The following is a 17,095-nucleotide window of genomic DNA, read 5'->3' as shown; positions in this document are numbered from 1 at the left end:
CATTTTACATTCATTGCATCTTAAAGTAACACCTTCTCTTGGCATTTTTCCTCCTAATATAAAATAATAATTTAATTAATTTAATTTTAACAAAAAGAAGAAAATATTTTTAAAATTAGATTTTAATAAAAAACTCTGCATTTATAATAAAGCAGAGTAAAAACTAAAATTTAAATATAGTATTTATTCTTTTATAAAGGAAACACAAGGAAAATTATTTTTTTTCTTTATGTGATGTATGTTTGTTGCATTTATGACAGTGTTTAGACATTTCTAATTTTTCTGTCTGTGTTTTTTTGTTTTTTGTTGTTATGTAATTTTCCATTTTACATTCATTGCATCTTAAAGTAACACCTTCTCTTGGCATTTTTCCTCCTTATTGTATTTTTATAAATAAAAGATAAAAAAATTTTATCAAAAAATTCACATTTTTTTATTTTTTAATCTTTTTATTTTTGTAAATTTATATTTAAAATCATTTTTAATCTATAATAATATTATATAAGAAAGGAAAAGTTATGAAAATAATTCAAAAAAATAAAATAGCAAATTTCAACTATGAAATTTATGAAAAATATGAATGTGGAATTTCTTTACTTGGTTGAGAAATTAAATCCATAAGAGCTAACAATTTTAACTTAAAAAATTGTTATGCTACTTTTAAAAAAGGTGAATTATATTTAACTAACTTACATATTTCCTTATATATGGCCGTAAAAGGAGATGAAGAGAGAGAAAGAAAATTGCTTTTACATAAAAATCAATTAAAGAGAATTGAACTAAAACAAAAACAACAAGGATTTACTCTTGTTCCTTTAATGTTTTATTGAAATGATAAAAATAAAGTTAAAGTTGAATTAGCTTTAGTTAAAGGTAAAAATAAAATAGATAAAAGGATTTCTGAAAAAGAAAAAGAATTAGAAAGAACAATTAAAAAAATTATTTATTAAAAAATGCATAAATTTCAAAATTATGATAAAATAAAATTGCTTTTTTAATAAGAAGAAAAAAAATAAAAAATTATTTTGTTTTTTTAAAAAAAGTAGTATAATAATAAAGCATTATTATTTGCAATGCTAAATGCCGATTTAGCTCAGCGGTAGAGCAGCTGGCTGTTAACCAGTTGGTCGCAGGTTCGATCCCCGCAATCGGCGCCATGGCCCATTGGTGAAGCGGTCAACACACATGGTTTTCATCCATGCATTCACGGGTTCGAGTCCCGTATGGGTCACCATTTTTAGGAAGATTAGCTCAGTTGGGAGAGCATCGCCCTTACAAGGCGGAGGTCGTGGGTTCGAGCCCCTCATCTTCCACCATGCCGTCTTAGCTCAGCAGGCAGAGCAACTGACTTGTAATCAGTAGGTCGTAGGTTCGATTCCTATAGACGGCACCATCATGTTATTGGTTTAAAAAAAGGTTCGATTCCTTTTAACATGACCTTAAAATGCGCGAGTGGTGAAATTGGCAGACACGCTAGATTTAGGCTCTAGTGCTTTACGGCGTAAGGGTTCAAGTCCCTTCTTGCGCACCATATAATTTTTATAATTATCATTAAAGCAAAATTATTAAATTTTGCTTTTTATTTTGTTTTTTTAAAGTAATATTTATTATATGATTAAACTTTTATACAAAGAAAAAAATATAAGTTCATTTCAAAAAATAAAAAAATTTGCAAAAGAAAATAATATTAAAAAAATCGGTCATACAGGAACTTTAGATCCAATGGCTACTGGATTGTTGTTAGTTGCAACAGATGAAGATACAAAATTAATTAATTATTTAGATAAAAGCACAAAAACTTATATAACCACAATGAAATTTCACTTAGATTCAAATACCTTAGATATAGAAGGAAAAATTACTGAAATCAATTACACAAAAAAAATAGAATTAGCAGAAATTGAAGAAAAAATAAATTCTTTTATTGGTTGCTATATGCAAACTCCACCTATTTTTTCTGCTAAAAAAATCAATGGAAAAAGGGCTTATGATTTAGCAAGAGAAAATAAAAATATAGTTTTATCCAAATCAAAAGTTTGCATTGAAAAAATTAAAATCATAGAGTTCAATTATGAAAAACAAGAATTAACTTTTGAAACAACAGTTTCTAGAGGAACTTATATAAGAAGTTTAATAAGAGATATATCTAATAAATTAAATACTTCTGCCATTATGACCTCTTTAGAAAGAACAAAGTTAAGTAATTTAACTTTAGATGATCTTCATTTGGAACAAATAGATCCTTTGAGTATAATCGATAATAATTTGCCTAAATTTGTTTTAAATGATATGCAACTTAAAACTTTAGTAAAAGGACTTAATTTTGAAATAGAAGAAGATGATAAACAAGAAATTGTATTAATTTTTAATAATAAAATTGTTGGATTTGGTAGAATTTATAAACAAAAAATGTTTTCTAATAAACTTTTTGGAAATATAATAAATAAAGTTTTAAAAATGGAGTAAAAATGAAAAAATATAAATTAATTTCTTTTGATATAGATGGAACACTTTTACCATACACACAAAAAGATTTTTTTCCAGAAATCAAAAAAATGTTTGTTGATTTAAAAAAACAAGGAATAGTGGTTATTTTTTGTACAGGTAGAGAAATGATTACAATCGGTAATCTTCTTGATGAAGTAGAAGTAGATTACTTTTTAGGAGCTAATGGAGCATTTATTTTTGATTGCAAAAAGAAAAAAATTATTTATGAAGATAAAATAAATTACAATGATTTTATTACATTAAGTAATTTTTTAGATAAGGAAAATTGTGATTATAGTGTAATGACAGATAAATACGGTTATTTTTCAGAAGGTCATGATTTTAATAATTGATTTTTAAAAGATCACACCGCAAAATTTAAAAAATTAACTGATTTAGAGTTTGATCAAAATAACTTGCATATCATAACTGTAAAAAGTTCTGATCCTAATTTAATTTCTAAAACAGCCGATTTTTTAAAGAAAAATGATTTAAATCTTGAAATAAATTCCACATGATCAAAAGGTTTTTTTATTAGTACATTAAACAGTAATAAAGCTAAAGGACTAAAAGAATTAGGAAAAATTATAAACATTTCACTTCAAGAAATGATTGCTTTTGGTGATGGTTCAAATGACTATGAAATGATAAAAGAAGTTGGTTATGGAATTGCTATGGATGGTGCTCCAGATTTTGTTATAAAAGTTGCTAAAGATACAGCACTTTCTTCTGAAGAAAAAGGAACATATTTAAAACTAAAAGAATTAGGAATTATTTATTAATGACAAAAGTTATACTTTTCAATGATGACAATAACCAAGAATTGCAAGATTCTTGCTTTATTTTAGGATCTTTTGAATCTTTTCATAAAGGGCATTTAAAACTATTAGAAAAAGCAAAAGAATTTAATAAAAAAATAACAATTTTACTTTTTGAAAATCCTGAAATTTTACCTAAAAATAATCAAAAGTTTTTTTCAGATTTATTTTCCAGAATTCAAGTTATTGCCAATTTAAAAATTAACTACATTTTACTTTTAAAATTTGATGAAAACATCAAAAATACTGACGGTTATGATTTTATTAATCTTTTAATTAAAAAAGGAGCAACTAAATTTATAATAGGTTCAGACTTTAAATTAGGAAAAAATGGTTTATTAAATGCACAAAAAATAAAAGATTATTTTGCAGATACTGAAATAGTAGAACTTTATAAAGAAAATGAAAGAAAAATATCTACTTCTTTTTTAAAAGAATTGCTAGTTAGTGGAAATTTTGAAGCAATTAATAAAAATTTAGTAGAAAATTTTTTCATAAAAGCTAAAATAAATTTTAAAAATGAAGTTTTCTTCCTTAAAAATCAAACTATTTTTCCAGCTGGAATTTACCTTTGTTATTTAATATGAAATGAAAAAAAATATCCAGTTATTCTTTGAAGGGATTTTGTTTTAAAAAAAGATAAAATCTTTTTCTTTGAGGGTTTAAAAGTAGAAATTGAATCAATAGAAATTGTTTTTATTGAATTTGTAAAACAAAAAAGAATAATCACAACAGAAATAGAAAATCAATTAACAACTAAAGAAAAAGAAGAAATTAAAAAGCTTTTTAGTTATTAAAAATTAGTTTTTTTATTAAAATAAAAGCATTTTTTTATTTCTCTTAATAAAATAAAAAATATGTAATATAATTTTAAAGTTATGGATTTAATTAAATATATAAGAGATGTTCAAGATTTTCCAAAAAAAGGAATCTTATTTAAAGACATTTCTCCATTACTTGCTAATGGGGAAGTTTTAAGATATGTGATAGATAAAATGAGTGAATTAAGCAAAGATGCAGATATAATAATTGGACCTGATGCTAGAGGTTTTCTTTTTGGAACTCCAGTTGCTGCTATGCTAAAAAAACCTTTTATTATGGTTAGAAAACCAAATAAATTACCAGGTGAAGTAGTATCTATGAATTATGATTTAGAATATGGTTCAAATGCTTTAGAAGTGCAAAAAGGAATGATTAAACCAGGGCAAAAAGCTATAATTATAGATGATGTTCTTGCAACCGGTGGAACAACAAGAGCTATTATTAATTTAGTTGAATCACAAGGAGCTACTGTTGAAAAAATTGTTCTTCTTATGGAATTAGAAGAACTAAAAGGTCGTGATATGCTAAAACCTTATGAAGTAGAATCATTAATAAAAATTTAAGATACTTTAACCAGCAAATTCTGGTTTTTTTATAATAAAATGTCTTAATTATTAATTTGAAATATTAAAAAAAATGATACAATTTTATATTATTTTAATTGGAAAGGATAAAAATGAAGATTGCTGGATATTGAAGAAGATTTTTTGCTAGTTGAATTGATACTTTTTTAGCAGTTATTACAGTTGGAGTAATGTTTGTAATACAAATTATTCAATTCTGTTCTGGAAAACCTACTTTCGGTATGAAAGTAACAGGGATAACTTATAGTTATGGTTCTGGAAGAATGTTAAGATTATTCTTATTTAAATTATTGTGAACATGTCTTTTACTTAGTTTTATTATAGATTTTTTCACAATTATTATGAAAAAAGGAACATTCCCTGAAATCTGAGCAGATAATTATATAGTTGTTGGCTTAAATTAATTATCAATTTATATAATTTTCAAAGCAAAATATTTTAAATAAACAAAAAACAATAATAATTTCTTCCTATTTTGTAAAAATAGTGTATAATAATATTGTTTTATGGGGGGGTAGCGAAGCGGCCAAACGCGGGTGGCTGTAACCCACTTTCTAACGATTCGGGGGTTCGAATCCCTCCCCCCCCACCATAATGCCCCATGGCCAAGCGGTAAGGCAGCGGTTTTTGGTGCCGCGATGCGTTAGTTCGAATCTAACTGGGGCAGCCAATCAAAAATGACCTAAGAAGCAAAATACTTTGCTTCTTTTTTTAATCAAATTTAAAAATATGCTACAATTAAACTAATAAAATAAAAGAAAGAGATAAAAATAATGAATAACAATTTTAAATACATTATTAAAAATAAAAAAATTATTGTTAAAATTTTTAACACTATTTTTGTCTATAAATCAAGATTTTTTTAAACCTTATAATAATATTTATAAATAGAAAAAGGTCTTGAAAAAAGATCTTTTATTTTATTATTTTTATTAGGAGGAGAAAATGATTAAAATTTCAAATTTAAAAAAGTCTTTTAAAAACAAAAGAGTTTTAGATATAAAGGAACTAAATATAGAAAATAAACAAATTTTCTGTATTTTAGGTAAATCAGGAAGTGGTAAAAGTACTTTTTTAAACATAATTAGTAACTTAATCAATCCTGATTTTGGAACTATTACCTTTGAGAAAGAAAACCCAAAAATTGAATTTGTTTTTCAAGATTTTAACTTAATTGAAGATTTAAACGCTTTTCAAAATATAAAAATTTCTTTAAATGTTAATTCTGAAACTATTGATGAAAAAGAAATTATTGAGCTAGCAAAAGATTTAGAGTTAGATGAAACACTTTTAAAGAAAAAGGTTAAACTATTATCTGAAGGAGAAAGACAAAGAGTAACTATTCTTCGGTCTCTAGTAAGAGATTTTGATATTTTGCTTGCAGATGAACCAACAAGCAACTTAGATGAAGAAAATTCCCATAAAATTTTTGATATATTTAATAAAATATCACAAAATAAACTTGTTATTGTTGTTTCTCACGATATTGATCTAGTTAAAAAATATGCTGATAGCTATTATGACTTAAATGCAAAGGAATTTAAAAAGAATGAAGAGAAAACACCTACTCCAAAAGAAGAAATTTTTAATCACAAAATAAGTAAAAAAAGAAATAAATTCTATAAATTATTACCTGCTCCTTATTTAAGTTTAATTGACATAACTAAAAAGAAATACTCTTTCTTTATTTCTTTTATTATTATGTTAATAGCGATTTTAATAGTCCCTATTTTTATGCTATTTTCAAGCAATAATTTAGCTCTTAAAAATGAAAATACAAGATTTTCAGATTTTGATAAAGCGTTTATAACAAAACAAATTAATCAATCTTATGAACTTAATCCTGGAGAAAAAGAAAAAATAAAGCAACTAGAATCAATTAATTATAGTTTAGATACATATGATAATTATGTAGTAAAACTTGTAATTAACAACGAAAAAGAAATATTAAAATTTCAAACTATTGAAAATGACAACTTTTTTAAAGATAGGTTGAAGTATTTAAATATAGAAGGAAATTTTCCAGAAAATGAAAATGAATTTATAATTTCAGAAGAAATTGCAAAAAAATATAATTTAAAAATCAATGATAAGGTTAACGTAAATTTTGGCAATTTACAAAAGGAATTAACTATTAGTGCAATTAATAATTCTTTAAATTTTGAAAACAAAAACTTAAATTTCTTTTCTTCAAAAACCCTTTCTTCCTTTATTAAAACAAATGAAAATTATTTTTTTAAAGGTTTTTCACTAAGAAAAACTAATTAAATAACTAAATATAATGTTGCTAATGAAAATGAAATAAATATCAAGTCCTATTCTGTTATAAATGATACTGACCAAATAATTGAAGGTCAAAAAGCTAAATCATATGAAGAAATTAATTTAAGTAAAGAAATTAAAGAAAAATATGACGTGCAACTTAATTCGTTTTTAGAATTAAATACAGGATATAATGATTTTTTAGTTAAAGTTGTTGGTTTTTTTGAAAGCACTAATCCTGAACTCAAAACAACAGATAGTAACTTTAAATATTTTGCATCAGAATATCAACCAACTTTTACAATTTTTACAAAACCCAACTACGATACTAATCTTTTAAAAGAAGAATTAAAAGAAATTAATCCTTATTTAAAATTAACAACAAATAATTCCCAAGTTTATAAACAATTAGCAGTTGGTAATAATTTCATTGCCTACTTATTATTACTTTTAGTTATTGTTGTTTCTGCAATTAGTTTTATTACAATTATTCTTTTTTCTAAATTTTTAACAGATTCTAAAAATAGAGTAATTGGAATTCTAAAACTTTTAAAAACAAAAGTTTTAAATATATTTTTATACCATTCCTTTTCTTATCTTATTTTAAGTTTATCGGTTTTAATATTTTTAATTCCTTCATTTTTTGCTTCATTTTATCTTGTTATAAATATAAGTCCTGGATTTAAACTTTTAGAGATAAACTATTCATATTTTTTAAGTATTAGTTTACTTGTTTGATTAATAATAAGTGTTGGTTATTATTTATTTTATTTATTAATCTCATTTTTAACATACAAAAAAAGGGCAATTAATCTTTTAAGATAAAATATTTTCTAAAAAGAAACTATTTTGATAATAAAAACAAAATACAAATGCATAATTTAGAAATTCACCTAAAAGAAAATCAATATTTTGTTTTAGGTAAAAATGTTCTTTCATCCATAGATAGCAAAAATTTTGGTTATGTTTTGTATTCTCAAATTATTGCTAAAGTTATTTCATAAAATTAAAAGTTTAAGAAAGCAGGATAAAAATGCCTGTTTTCTTATTTTTTTATCAAAAACTTGCTTTTTTTTTTTTTTTGTAAAATGAAACTAATAAAAATAAAAAGAAAAGGAAAATATGAAAAAAATTAAATTTTTATCTTTAAGTACACTAACTGTTTTACCAGTTTCTGCTCTATTTATTGTTTCTTGCCAACAAACTAAAACTGAATCAGGAAATCAAACTAACCAACCAACTAATCCTGCTCCTGCTTCACCAGCACCTGTAAATACTGATCCAAATCCTGTAACACCAAAATCAACTACTCCTTCTGATTCTAATCCTAAAGATGATGAAGATGACAAAGATTATGAAAATCAAATTAGTGATGAACATTTTGACAATAATGAAAATGATTCTGATTACTCTAAAGTAAAAGCATACAAAGAAAACGAAGTATCTAAAAAGAAAGCAATTTTTAAAAAAATTCTCGTTCCTTTTTATAAATGACAAGGAAATTCAGAAGAAGAAGCAAATAAAAAGGCAACTGAATTTATAAATAAAAGTACAAATCCAAAAGAATTAAAAGTTTTATGATACAAATTCATTCGTTCTCAACAAGTTAGAAATTTTGTTAAAACAGCAATTAAACAACGTTCCATTAGACAAATTGGAAAACTTTTAGCAAAAGAGATTTTCTATTCACTTAAAGAAGTTATAAAAAGAAAGAAACACTAAAAATATTAAAAATAAGGAAAATTCTAAAGGGATTTTTCTTTTTTTGCCAAAAACTTGCTTTTTTTTTTTTTTTGTAAAATGGTATTATCATAAACTTAAAAAAGGAAAATATATGAAAAAAGCAAAAATTTTAACATTAAGTACACTAACTGTTTTACCAGTTTCTGCTTTATTTATTGTTTCTTGCCAACAAGCTAAAAGTGATAATAATTCAGAAACCAAACAACCTGCAACCCCAGAACAACCTGTTCCTACAACCCCTACAACTCCTACAACCCCTTCAAATGAAAATCCAAGTGAACCAGGTTCAAACATTCAAACAACCCCTGTAAATAACAATCCAGAAAACCCTGCTCCTGCAAATCCTTCAAAAACAACAAGTTCAAACGAAGAAACAGAAGAACAACCTTCTGATAGCGAATTTGAAGGAAATGAAAATGATTTTGATTATTCTAAAGTAAAAGATATAAAAGCTAATGAACTTTCAAAACAAAAAGAAATTTATAAAAAAGTTCTTGTCTTTTTCTATAAATCACAAGGGGATAATGAAGCAGAAGCACAAAGAAAAGCAAATGAATTTGTTAATGTAACTTCAGATAAAACTAAAGAATTAAAATTAAAATGATATAAATTCATTCGTTCCAAAGAAGTTAGATCTTTTGCTAAAACACTAGCAAAAACTGCTGCTAAGTCCGCAGGAAAAGAAATTGGTAAAATTATTGCAAAAGAACTTATAAAATCAATTAAAGAAATTTCTAGAAAGAAAAGACATTAATTTGAAGTTATTAATAACTTCATTTTTTTATTTCAAAAAATTTGGCACTCTTTTTATTAGACTGCCAAAAAATGTGCTATAATTTGTTTAGAAAAAAATAAAAAGGAGTGATAATATGAATTTTGAATATAAAGAAAACAAAAGCCCTTTAAAAGAATTTGGGAAAAACTTAACTGATTTGGCACTAAAAAATAAATTAGATCCAGTAATTGGAAGAGATGAAGAAATCAGAAGAATAATAACAATTCTTTCAAGAAAAACAAAAAATAATCCCGTTCTTGTTGGAGAACCAGGAGTAGGGAAAACAGCTATTGTTGAAGGTTTGGCAAGACAAATTGTTGAAGGTAATGTACCTGAAAGTTTAAAAAATAAGGAAGTATGAGAAATAGATTTAGCTTCTATAATTGCTGGTGCTTCTTACCAAGGTCAATTTGAAGATAGATTAAAAAAACTAATTAAAGAAATTGAAGATTCTAACGGTGAAATTATTGTTTTTATAGATGAAATTCATCTTTTAATTGGAACAGGAAGAAATGGTAATAACGCTATGGATGCTGCTAACATTATTAAACCAATTATGGCAAGAGGTGGAATAAAATTAATTGGTGCAACCACTCTTGAAGAATATAAAATTTATATCGAAAAGGATGCAGCACTTGAAAGAAGAATGCAAAAAATAGATGTAAGTGAACCTTCAATTGAAAGCACTATAACAATTTTAAGAGGAATTAAAAATAGAATGGAAAATTTCCATCAAATTAAAATTTCCGATGAGGCATTAGTAGCTGCTGCAAATCTTTCTTCAAGATATATTAGTGATAGATTTCTACCAGATAAAGCAATTGACTTAGTAGATGAAGCTAGTGCTACTTTAAAAGTAGAAACTAATTATCAACCTGAAATAATTGAAAAATTAAAACAAGAATTTGCAAAATTGAATATGGAAAAAATTTCTTTAAAAGGTTCAAAAAATGACGAAAACAAAGAAAAAATACAGGAATTAGACGAAAAAATAAAAGATTTAGAATTAGAAATAAAATCAAAAGAAAAAATCTTTAATGAAGAAAAAAACCAAACTTCTAAAATTGCTGAATTAAAAAATTATCTTGATGATTTAAAAAATAATTTTAAAATTTTTCAAAATGAAGGGAAATTTAAAGAAGCATCTGAAATTATCTATAATAAAATTCCAGCAGTGGAAAATCAAATTAAAGAAATAGAAACAAAAATAGAAAATAGCACTAATTCCTTTATAAAAGACGAAGTAACAGCTGAAGATGTTGCAAAAATTGTTTCAAAATGAACTAAAATTCCTGTTGCTAAATTAATTGAAGAAGATAAAGTTAAAGTATTAAATTTAAAAACTGATTTAAAAAATATAATCAAAGGACAAGACGAAGCAATTGAATTAGTTAATGCAGCTATTTTAAGATCAAAAGCAAATATAAATGATCCAGATAAACCAATAGGTTCCTTTATTTTCGTAGGTTCAACTGGAGTTGGAAAAACAGAACTTGCAAGAGCTTTAGCCCTTCTTTTATTTAACTCAGAAAAACAAATGATTAGATTAGATATGTCTGAATATATGGAAAAACACTCTGTATCTAAATTAATTGGTTCTCCTCCAGGTTATATTGGTTATGAAACAGGAGGACAACTAACTGAAAAAATTAGACAAAATCCTTATTCTATAATTTTATTTGATGAAATAGAAAAAGCACATCCTGATGTTATTAATATATTATTACAAATTTTGGACCATGGAACTTTAACAGACTCTAAAGGAAGAAAGGTTAATTTTAAAAATACTATCATTATTATGACAAGCAATATTGCAGCTCTTGAAATTCTAGATAATCCTAAAATTTCAATGGAAACAATTAAAGAAAAATTACTTGAGCATTTTAAGCCAGAATTCTTAAATAGAATTGATGAAATTATTAAATTTAATCCTTTATCAAAAGATGTTCTTAAAAATATTGCTAAACTTGAATTAGATAAATTATTAACTAGAATTAGAGAAAATACAGGATTTTCTATTGTTTATGAAAATGAATTATTAAATTACATTGTTAATAATACAGATGTGTTAAACTTTGGTGCTCGCCCTGTTAAATTATTTATTAAAAGAAATATAGAAACATTAATTGCAAATAGTATTATTAATAAAGATATTTCAAAAGAAAATATAAATATTTTAAGTGTTACTAAAAACTCTATTACTTGAAAAAAGGAATAAAAAAATGGCAGAGGTGACAGGACTCGAACCCATAACACACGGGGTTGAAGCCCGTTGTTCTACCATTGAACTACACCTCTACTAACAAAATATATTGTAGCATATTTTCCTTTTTTTGAAAATAAAAAATAAAATAACTTAGTTTTTAAACTAAGTTTTTTAAATTTAAATAATTTGTTTTAGTGCTTCTGAAAATTGTTCATATGCACCATAACCAACAATGTGAGAAACTAATTTTCCATCTTTATAAATAAAAGTTGTTGGAGTTCCTGAAACTCCCATTTCTCTTGCGAAGTTTCTATCTTGATCTACATCTACTTTATAAACTTCAATGTTCATTTTTTCTGCAACTTCTTTTAAAACAGGTGCCAACATTTTACATGGACCACATCAAGTAGCATGGAAATTTAATAGTTGCACTCCTTTTCCATTTTCAATACTTTGTGCTAATGTTTCTTTTGTAACATCTTTTACAAACATTTTTGTCTCCTTATTAATTTAAATATTTTCAAATAAATTGTAAAGGAAAATTAAGAAAAAAATACAAAAAAGTTGTTTTAAATGAAAAAAATGCGAAAAAATTAACTTTTTTAATTCAAAATAACAATTAAAAACTATTTTTAAACTAAAAATGGAAAAAAATAAGTAAAAATATTAAAATATTTTTTGATTTTTCTTAAAAAAAATTTATAATTTAATAGTTATTTATTAAGGACACAAATGAAAAAAGAAATTAAAAAAATTGCAATATTAACTTCTGGTGGTGATGCACCTGGGATGAATAATGCTGTTCGTGCAGTTGTTAAACATGCACTAGCAAATGAAATAGAACCTTTTTTAGTTTTTGAAGGTTATAAAGGATTATATGAAAAAAATATAGTTCCTGCTTCAAAATTTAATGTTGATGACTATGTTTCAAAAGGTGGAACATTTATTTTTTCAGCAAGATTCCCTGAATTTAAACAAGAAGAAACAAGAAAAATTGCTAAACAAAATTTAGAAGAATTAGGAATAGATGCACTTGTTGTTGTTGGTGGTGATGGTTCTTATATGGGAGCTCAATTACTACACGAACTTGGAATTAAAACCATTGGATTACCAGGCACAATTGATAACGATATTACATCAAGTGATTTCACAATCGGATATGATACTGCTTTAAACACAATAGTTGAAGCTGTAGATAAATTAAGAGATACTTCAAATTCACACAACAGATTTTTAATGTTAGAAGTAATGGGACACGGTGCTGGAGATTTAGCTTTATATTCTGGTCTAGCAACTGGTGCTGAAATTATTATTACAAACGAATTAACAATGACTAAAGAAGAAATTGCTAAAGTTGTTGAACACCAAATTAAAACAATGAAAAAAAGAAGTGTGATAGCTATAGTTAGCGAATTTATTTATCCTAATCTAAAAGAAATTGCAAGTTTTGTTCAAGAAAAAACAGGAATTTCTTCTAGAGCAATGGCTTTAGAACATGTGCAAAGAGGTGGAAATCCTTCAGCACAAGAAAGAATCTTAGCTACTTTAATGGGAATGAAAGCTGTTGACTTACTTAAAAAAGGTGAATCTGGAGTTGCAATAGGTGTTAATAAAGGTGACATTGTTGCTACACCTATATTAGAAGCTTTACAAGCACCAAGAAAAAGTAATAAAGAAAAAACAATAAAATTCAATAAATTAAATCAATCATAATAGGAGAAAAAATGAGAAGAATTAGAAGAAAAGAAATGGCTGAAAGAAAAGCTAAAAGAGTAGAAAAAATTAGAAAAGAATCTAAAAAAGCAGCAGCAAAAGCTGCACAAACAAAATAATAAAGAATTTGAGTTTAAACTCAAATTTTTATTTTAAAAAAATCAGTAATTTAATACTGATTTCTTTCTCTAATGTGTAATGTTTCTTGCTCAGTTAGTTTTAAAATAAAACAACTCATAAATAAATAATTTTACTAAGTCCGAAGTGAATAAAATAAAGTAATAAAAGGCAAATTGATAATTTAAACTTAAATTAAAATTCGGTATAAAAACAAAAACTATTAAAGTTAATCACAATATTTGACCAATTCCTGAACCAAATTGTAATATAGAAGTTAAATTATTTTTTCCTCCCGCTTCCATAGTTCTAACACTAGAACTAAAAATTATTCATATAGGATTAAATATAGCAATTGAAATTGATGTTAGTTGTATTTCTTTTAAATAATATGCTGAAGCTAACTCTTTTTGTTTATCAATTATATTTTGTGATACCCCTATTTGTTTTAATTGCTCTTCTAAACCAGTCTCAACACCAGAAGAAAAGAACTTCATAAAAGGAATAAATATAATTAAAATCGCAAATATACATGATAAACCTAATGCAATTACAAAATGAAATCCCTTTAATTCTTTAGCATTTTTCTTTGCTTCTTCAATTTCATTGTTTCCTAATTTTTTTCCAACAAACAACGTGACATTAGCACCTATAATCCCAAAAGTCGATGTAAAGATATTGGTTAATGATGTTGTTATTCCTAAAATAGCTGCAGCACCAAGTCCTCAGTACTCCTTATATTCTCCATAACCCAATGAACCAACTTTATAACCTGCTGCTCATAAAAAAGTTCTTATGGAAATAAAAACAAAGCTAGATGAAGATAAAAGAAAACTTGGTATTCTTTTTAAAAATAATATTCATATTTTTTTGCTAATCTTAAATATTTTTAAAGGATTTACAAGTGTTTTTTTACTTTTGAGTCCCATAAAAACTAAACTTACAGCTAAACTCACAATACCTGAACAAACAGTTGCTCATGCAGAACCAACAACTCCAAATTTTGGTATTAATGTTAAATTTAAAATTATATTTGTTAATAAACTAGTTAATGATATATATAATGAAATTCCACCATTACCTGTTTCTCTTAATAAAGAAATAGTAGTAAAAGAAATAGACATTAAAATTCAAGATATAACAATTATTTTTATATAATCTGTTGCTTGTTTTACAATATCTAAATAAGTTTGACTATGCTCTCCATTGACTATATTATTATCTTTTGCAATCGTCTTTATAAAAAATTCTGGAGATATTAAAATCATAATTGAAAATATAAGTCCAAAAGCAAAAGAAATTAAATATCTTGTTCTCAAAACTTCTTTTGTTTCTTTTGATTTTTTGGCGCCCCAAAATTGACCAAATAAAGGCATTCCAATTGCATTGTAACTTATTAAAATTCCACCAATAATTCCGGTGAATGCGTTTGCAAAATTTAATGCTGAAACACCACCTGAAATTCCTGTAACCATAAAATTATCAATAAAACCATTTAAAGATACTAAAAAACCGGACAATACTACAGGTATTGCGATTTTTGAATATAATTTTCAACGTTCTTTTGTAGAAGGGAAAAACGATAAAATGAAGGATAAAAATTTATTTCTCGTCGTTATCATTATTTTCTATTTTTCGAGTAATTTTTAATAATTTCAATAACTTTTTCTTCCACTTGCTCTTCATTTAAACCGTTGGTGTCTACTACAACATAATTTAAGTTAAATTCTTTACATAATTTTTCAAAATAAGGTTTGTAATTTCTGTGTAAAACTTCAAAATATTCTTTATTTTTTTCTCAATTGTCTGTTTCTACAGCTCTTTCTCTCTTGAAAAATCTTTCTTTAAATGTTTCAAAAGAAATATCTAAAAAAATTGCAAGATCAGGAAATTCTTCTGGAGTAATCAATTCTCTAAAAGCTAATTCATATGCTCTCATATATTTAGGTTCTTTTTTTGCTAAATTTATTTGAGCAAAAATGTGATGTTCGATTGAAAATCTATCTAAGAAAAAAAATCCTTTTTCTTTGTTTTTTAGATTTCTTTCTTTAAATTTATTTAGTCTATCTGCAAAAATTGATGAATGGTTTTCAATAATGTATGTTTGAAAACCAATTGTCAAATTTTCTCTTTGTTCATATAATCACTTTAAAAATGTGTTGAAAACTTCGTCGTTTTCATTAAATTCTAATAACATTTCTGAATTTGGAAATTTTTTTACTAAAGATGATGTTAGTGTACTTTTTCCACTACTAATCATTCCGCTAATACCTATAACCATTTTATTTACTCCTTGTTTTTTTGTGTGTAATTTAATAATAAACATTTTTTTAAAAAAACAAAATAAAAAAAGCAATAATTTCAAAAAAACATTTTATAGAAATCTTTTTTTTATTTTTTGAAAATTTTTTTTATTTTTTTTGAAAAAAATATAAAATATTAACGTAAATAGAACATAGGAATAATATGAAAAAAAACGATAATACTTTTATTAAAAAAATTAAAAAACTTGAAAATGAATTAATTAACACTGGTGATAATAATCCTAAGAATTTTATTGATGTTTGTAAAAAGAAACCTTTTTCAATCTTTATGATGTTTGTTTCTTCTTTTCTTTTTACTTTTTCAATAGTAATTGTACTTGCAAAAGCTAAAACAATTCCTTCTGGATTAACAGCTATCCCAACTCTTATTACATATATTTTTAGTGAAACGAAACATTATTTTTCTTTACTTTACTTAGCACTAAACTTACCGCTAATCATTTTATTTTGAAAACATTTAAAAAGAAGTTTTATGTATTTAACGATAATTTGAATGATTTTTCAAAACTTATGAAATTTATTTTTTAATATAACAGTGGTTCATGACTTTTTAAGTAACCATATAACTGTTGAATCTGGTAATTGAGATGTAGTAAAAGCACTAGAATTAAACACAGATTTATGACCTATTCTATATTATACCTTTTTAGGTTCTGTGCTAATAGGGGTTTCTATTGGTCTTGCTTGAAAATTTGGTGGTTCAAGTGGAGGGACAGATTTTATTTCTTATTACTATTCAACCAAAAAAAGAAAACCAATTGGAAAAATATTATTTTCTATTTCTATTAGTATAGCTTTTGTTTCATTAGTACTTTTTGGAACACTTGGTTATTTTAATATTGGAGAAGGAAAAATACATAAAATTTTAGGAATTCAAGTTGTTTCCACTATTATGTATATATTTCTAACATCAATGATAGTAAACTTAATTTATCCAAAATACAAAAAAGTGGAATTAACTTTTCACACTTCTGAACCTGAAAAAATTCTTGCTCATTTAAAAGTTATGAAATATTGACATTCCTATAATTTATGAGAAGGGATTTCTGGATATACAGGAAAACCAACATATAAAATCAAAACTATTGCATTATATTTAGAAGTAAAATACATTGTAAATGAATTAAAAAATGTTGATCCAAGCATTTGAATCTCTATCAAACCTGTTTTAGAAACAAGTGGTTTATTTGACACCTCAAGAATAGAATAATTTTTAAATTATTTTATTCTTTTTTTTACAGATT

General features: G+C 24.8%; 18 protein-coding genes and 8 tRNA genes. 21 read left to right on the top strand and 5 right to left on the bottom strand.

What is annotated here, in order from left to right; translation table 4 throughout:
- Positions 1–214: 214 nt before the first annotated feature.
- The gene (gene rpmG, locus ACXX86_RS03420) at positions 215–367 is read right to left on the bottom strand and encodes a 50S ribosomal protein L33 (RefSeq protein WP_436359001.1); all 153 of its coding nucleotides are present in this window, start codon (positions 365–367) and stop codon (positions 215–217) included.
- 151 nt (positions 368–518) lie between these two features.
- On the opposite strand from rpmG, the gene smpB reads away from it, so the two are divergent.
- The 19 genes from smpB (at position 519) to ACXX86_RS03325 (ending at position 11,709) form a co-directional block, all read left to right on the top strand.
- Complete coding sequence (gene smpB, locus ACXX86_RS03415; protein WP_436359000.1) at positions 519–950, top strand: SsrA-binding protein; 432 nt, start codon at positions 519–521, stop codon at positions 948–950.
- A gap of 132 nt (positions 951–1,082) precedes the next feature.
- A tRNA-Asn gene (locus ACXX86_RS03410) sits at positions 1,083–1,157 on the top strand.
- A gap of 1 nt (position 1,158) precedes the next feature.
- A tRNA-Glu gene (locus tag ACXX86_RS03405) sits at positions 1,159–1,234 on the top strand.
- 6 nt (positions 1,235–1,240) lie between these two features.
- Positions 1,241–1,316: transfer RNA gene (locus ACXX86_RS03400), tRNA-Val, on the top strand.
- A 1-nt stretch (position 1,317) separates the two neighbouring features.
- Positions 1,318–1,393 (top strand) — tRNA-Thr (locus ACXX86_RS03395).
- 53 nt (positions 1,394–1,446) lie between these two features.
- Positions 1,447–1,531, top strand: a tRNA-Leu gene (locus tag ACXX86_RS03390).
- Positions 1,532–1,611: 80 nt separating this feature from the next.
- Entirely contained in the window at positions 1,612–2,466 is an 855-nt protein-coding gene (gene truB, locus ACXX86_RS03385; RefSeq protein WP_436358999.1) for a tRNA pseudouridine(55) synthase TruB, read from the top strand.
- Between the two features lie 2 nt (positions 2,467–2,468).
- Complete coding sequence (locus ACXX86_RS03380) at positions 2,469–3,269, top strand: YcsE-related riboflavin metabolism phosphatase (protein ID WP_436358998.1); 801 nt, start codon at positions 2,469–2,471, stop codon at positions 3,267–3,269.
- Entirely contained in the window at positions 3,269–4,102 is an 834-nt protein-coding gene (locus tag ACXX86_RS03375; RefSeq protein ID WP_436358997.1) for an FAD synthase, read from the top strand. Before ACXX86_RS03380 ends, ACXX86_RS03375 begins: the two co-directional genes overlap by 1 nt.
- 81 nt (positions 4,103–4,183) lie before the next feature.
- The gene (locus ACXX86_RS03370; protein WP_436358995.1) at positions 4,184–4,690 is read left to right on the top strand and encodes an adenine phosphoribosyltransferase; all 507 of its coding nucleotides are present in this window, start codon (positions 4,184–4,186) and stop codon (positions 4,688–4,690) included.
- 113 nt (positions 4,691–4,803) lie between these two features.
- Positions 4,804–5,115, top strand: coding sequence for a hypothetical protein (locus ACXX86_RS03365; protein WP_436358993.1), 312 nt, complete (start codon positions 4,804–4,806; stop codon positions 5,113–5,115).
- A 104-nt stretch (positions 5,116–5,219) separates the two neighbouring features.
- Positions 5,220–5,303 (top strand) — tRNA-Tyr (locus ACXX86_RS03360).
- Between the two features lie 3 nt (positions 5,304–5,306).
- A tRNA-Gln gene (locus tag ACXX86_RS03355) sits at positions 5,307–5,381 on the top strand.
- Positions 5,382–5,656: 275 nt separating this feature from the next.
- Positions 5,657–6,979, top strand: a complete 1,323-nt coding sequence (locus ACXX86_RS03350; RefSeq protein WP_458561142.1) for an ATP-binding cassette domain-containing protein — start codon at positions 5,657–5,659, stop codon at positions 6,977–6,979.
- A gap of 147 nt (positions 6,980–7,126) precedes the next feature.
- Entirely contained in the window at positions 7,127–7,798 is a 672-nt protein-coding gene (locus ACXX86_RS03345; protein ID WP_458559640.1) for a hypothetical protein, read from the top strand.
- A gap of 47 nt (positions 7,799–7,845) precedes the next feature.
- On the top strand, positions 7,846–7,977 hold the full coding sequence (locus ACXX86_RS03340) for a S26 family signal peptidase (protein ID WP_436358991.1): 132 nt from the start codon (positions 7,846–7,848) through the stop codon (positions 7,975–7,977).
- A 118-nt stretch (positions 7,978–8,095) separates the two neighbouring features.
- Entirely contained in the window at positions 8,096–8,695 is a 600-nt protein-coding gene (locus ACXX86_RS03335) for a hypothetical protein (RefSeq protein WP_436358989.1), read from the top strand.
- A gap of 112 nt (positions 8,696–8,807) precedes the next feature.
- Positions 8,808–9,470, top strand: coding sequence for a hypothetical protein (locus ACXX86_RS03330; protein ID WP_436358987.1), 663 nt, complete (start codon positions 8,808–8,810; stop codon positions 9,468–9,470).
- Positions 9,471–9,585: 115 nt separating this feature from the next.
- Positions 9,586–11,709 (top strand): ATP-dependent Clp protease ATP-binding subunit, encoded by a 2,124-nt coding sequence (locus tag ACXX86_RS03325; protein WP_458561141.1) that lies wholly within the window; start codon positions 9,586–9,588, stop codon positions 11,707–11,709.
- A 5-nt stretch (positions 11,710–11,714) separates the two neighbouring features.
- Here the strand turns inward: ACXX86_RS03325 and ACXX86_RS03320 are convergent.
- Positions 11,715–11,789, bottom strand: a tRNA-Trp gene (locus tag ACXX86_RS03320).
- Between the two features lie 85 nt (positions 11,790–11,874).
- Positions 11,875–12,189 (bottom strand): thioredoxin family protein, encoded by a 315-nt coding sequence (locus ACXX86_RS03315; RefSeq protein WP_436358983.1) that lies wholly within the window; start codon positions 12,187–12,189, stop codon positions 11,875–11,877.
- A gap of 240 nt (positions 12,190–12,429) precedes the next feature.
- Here ACXX86_RS03315 and pfkA point away from each other — a divergent pair, with 240 nt between their 5' ends.
- A complete protein-coding gene (gene pfkA, locus ACXX86_RS03310) occupies positions 12,430–13,410 on the top strand; it encodes a 6-phosphofructokinase (protein WP_436358982.1) in 981 nt (326 codons plus the stop codon).
- 188 nt (positions 13,411–13,598) lie between these two features.
- Here the strand turns inward: pfkA and ACXX86_RS03305 are convergent, their stop codons facing one another.
- Together ACXX86_RS03305 and ACXX86_RS03300 are read right to left on the bottom strand one after the other, a co-directional pair.
- Positions 13,599–15,149, bottom strand: a complete 1,551-nt coding sequence (locus ACXX86_RS03305; protein ID WP_436358980.1) for an MATE family efflux transporter — start codon at positions 15,147–15,149, stop codon at positions 13,599–13,601.
- Positions 15,149–15,808, bottom strand: a complete 660-nt coding sequence (locus tag ACXX86_RS03300; RefSeq protein WP_436358978.1) for a deoxynucleoside kinase — start codon at positions 15,806–15,808, stop codon at positions 15,149–15,151. Before ACXX86_RS03300 ends, ACXX86_RS03305 begins: the two co-directional genes overlap by 1 nt.
- 185 nt (positions 15,809–15,993) lie before the next feature.
- On the opposite strand from ACXX86_RS03300, the gene ACXX86_RS03295 reads away from it, so the two are divergent.
- Complete coding sequence (locus ACXX86_RS03295) at positions 15,994–17,061, top strand: YitT family protein (protein ID WP_458561140.1); 1,068 nt, start codon at positions 15,994–15,996, stop codon at positions 17,059–17,061.
- Positions 17,062–17,095 lie beyond the last annotated feature (34 nt).

The sequence above is a fragment of the Mycoplasma sp. CB776 genome, assembly GCF_054343395.1.
The sequence above is the reverse complement of the archived record's forward strand: the minus strand, read 5'-3'. Positions and strand labels throughout refer to the sequence as shown.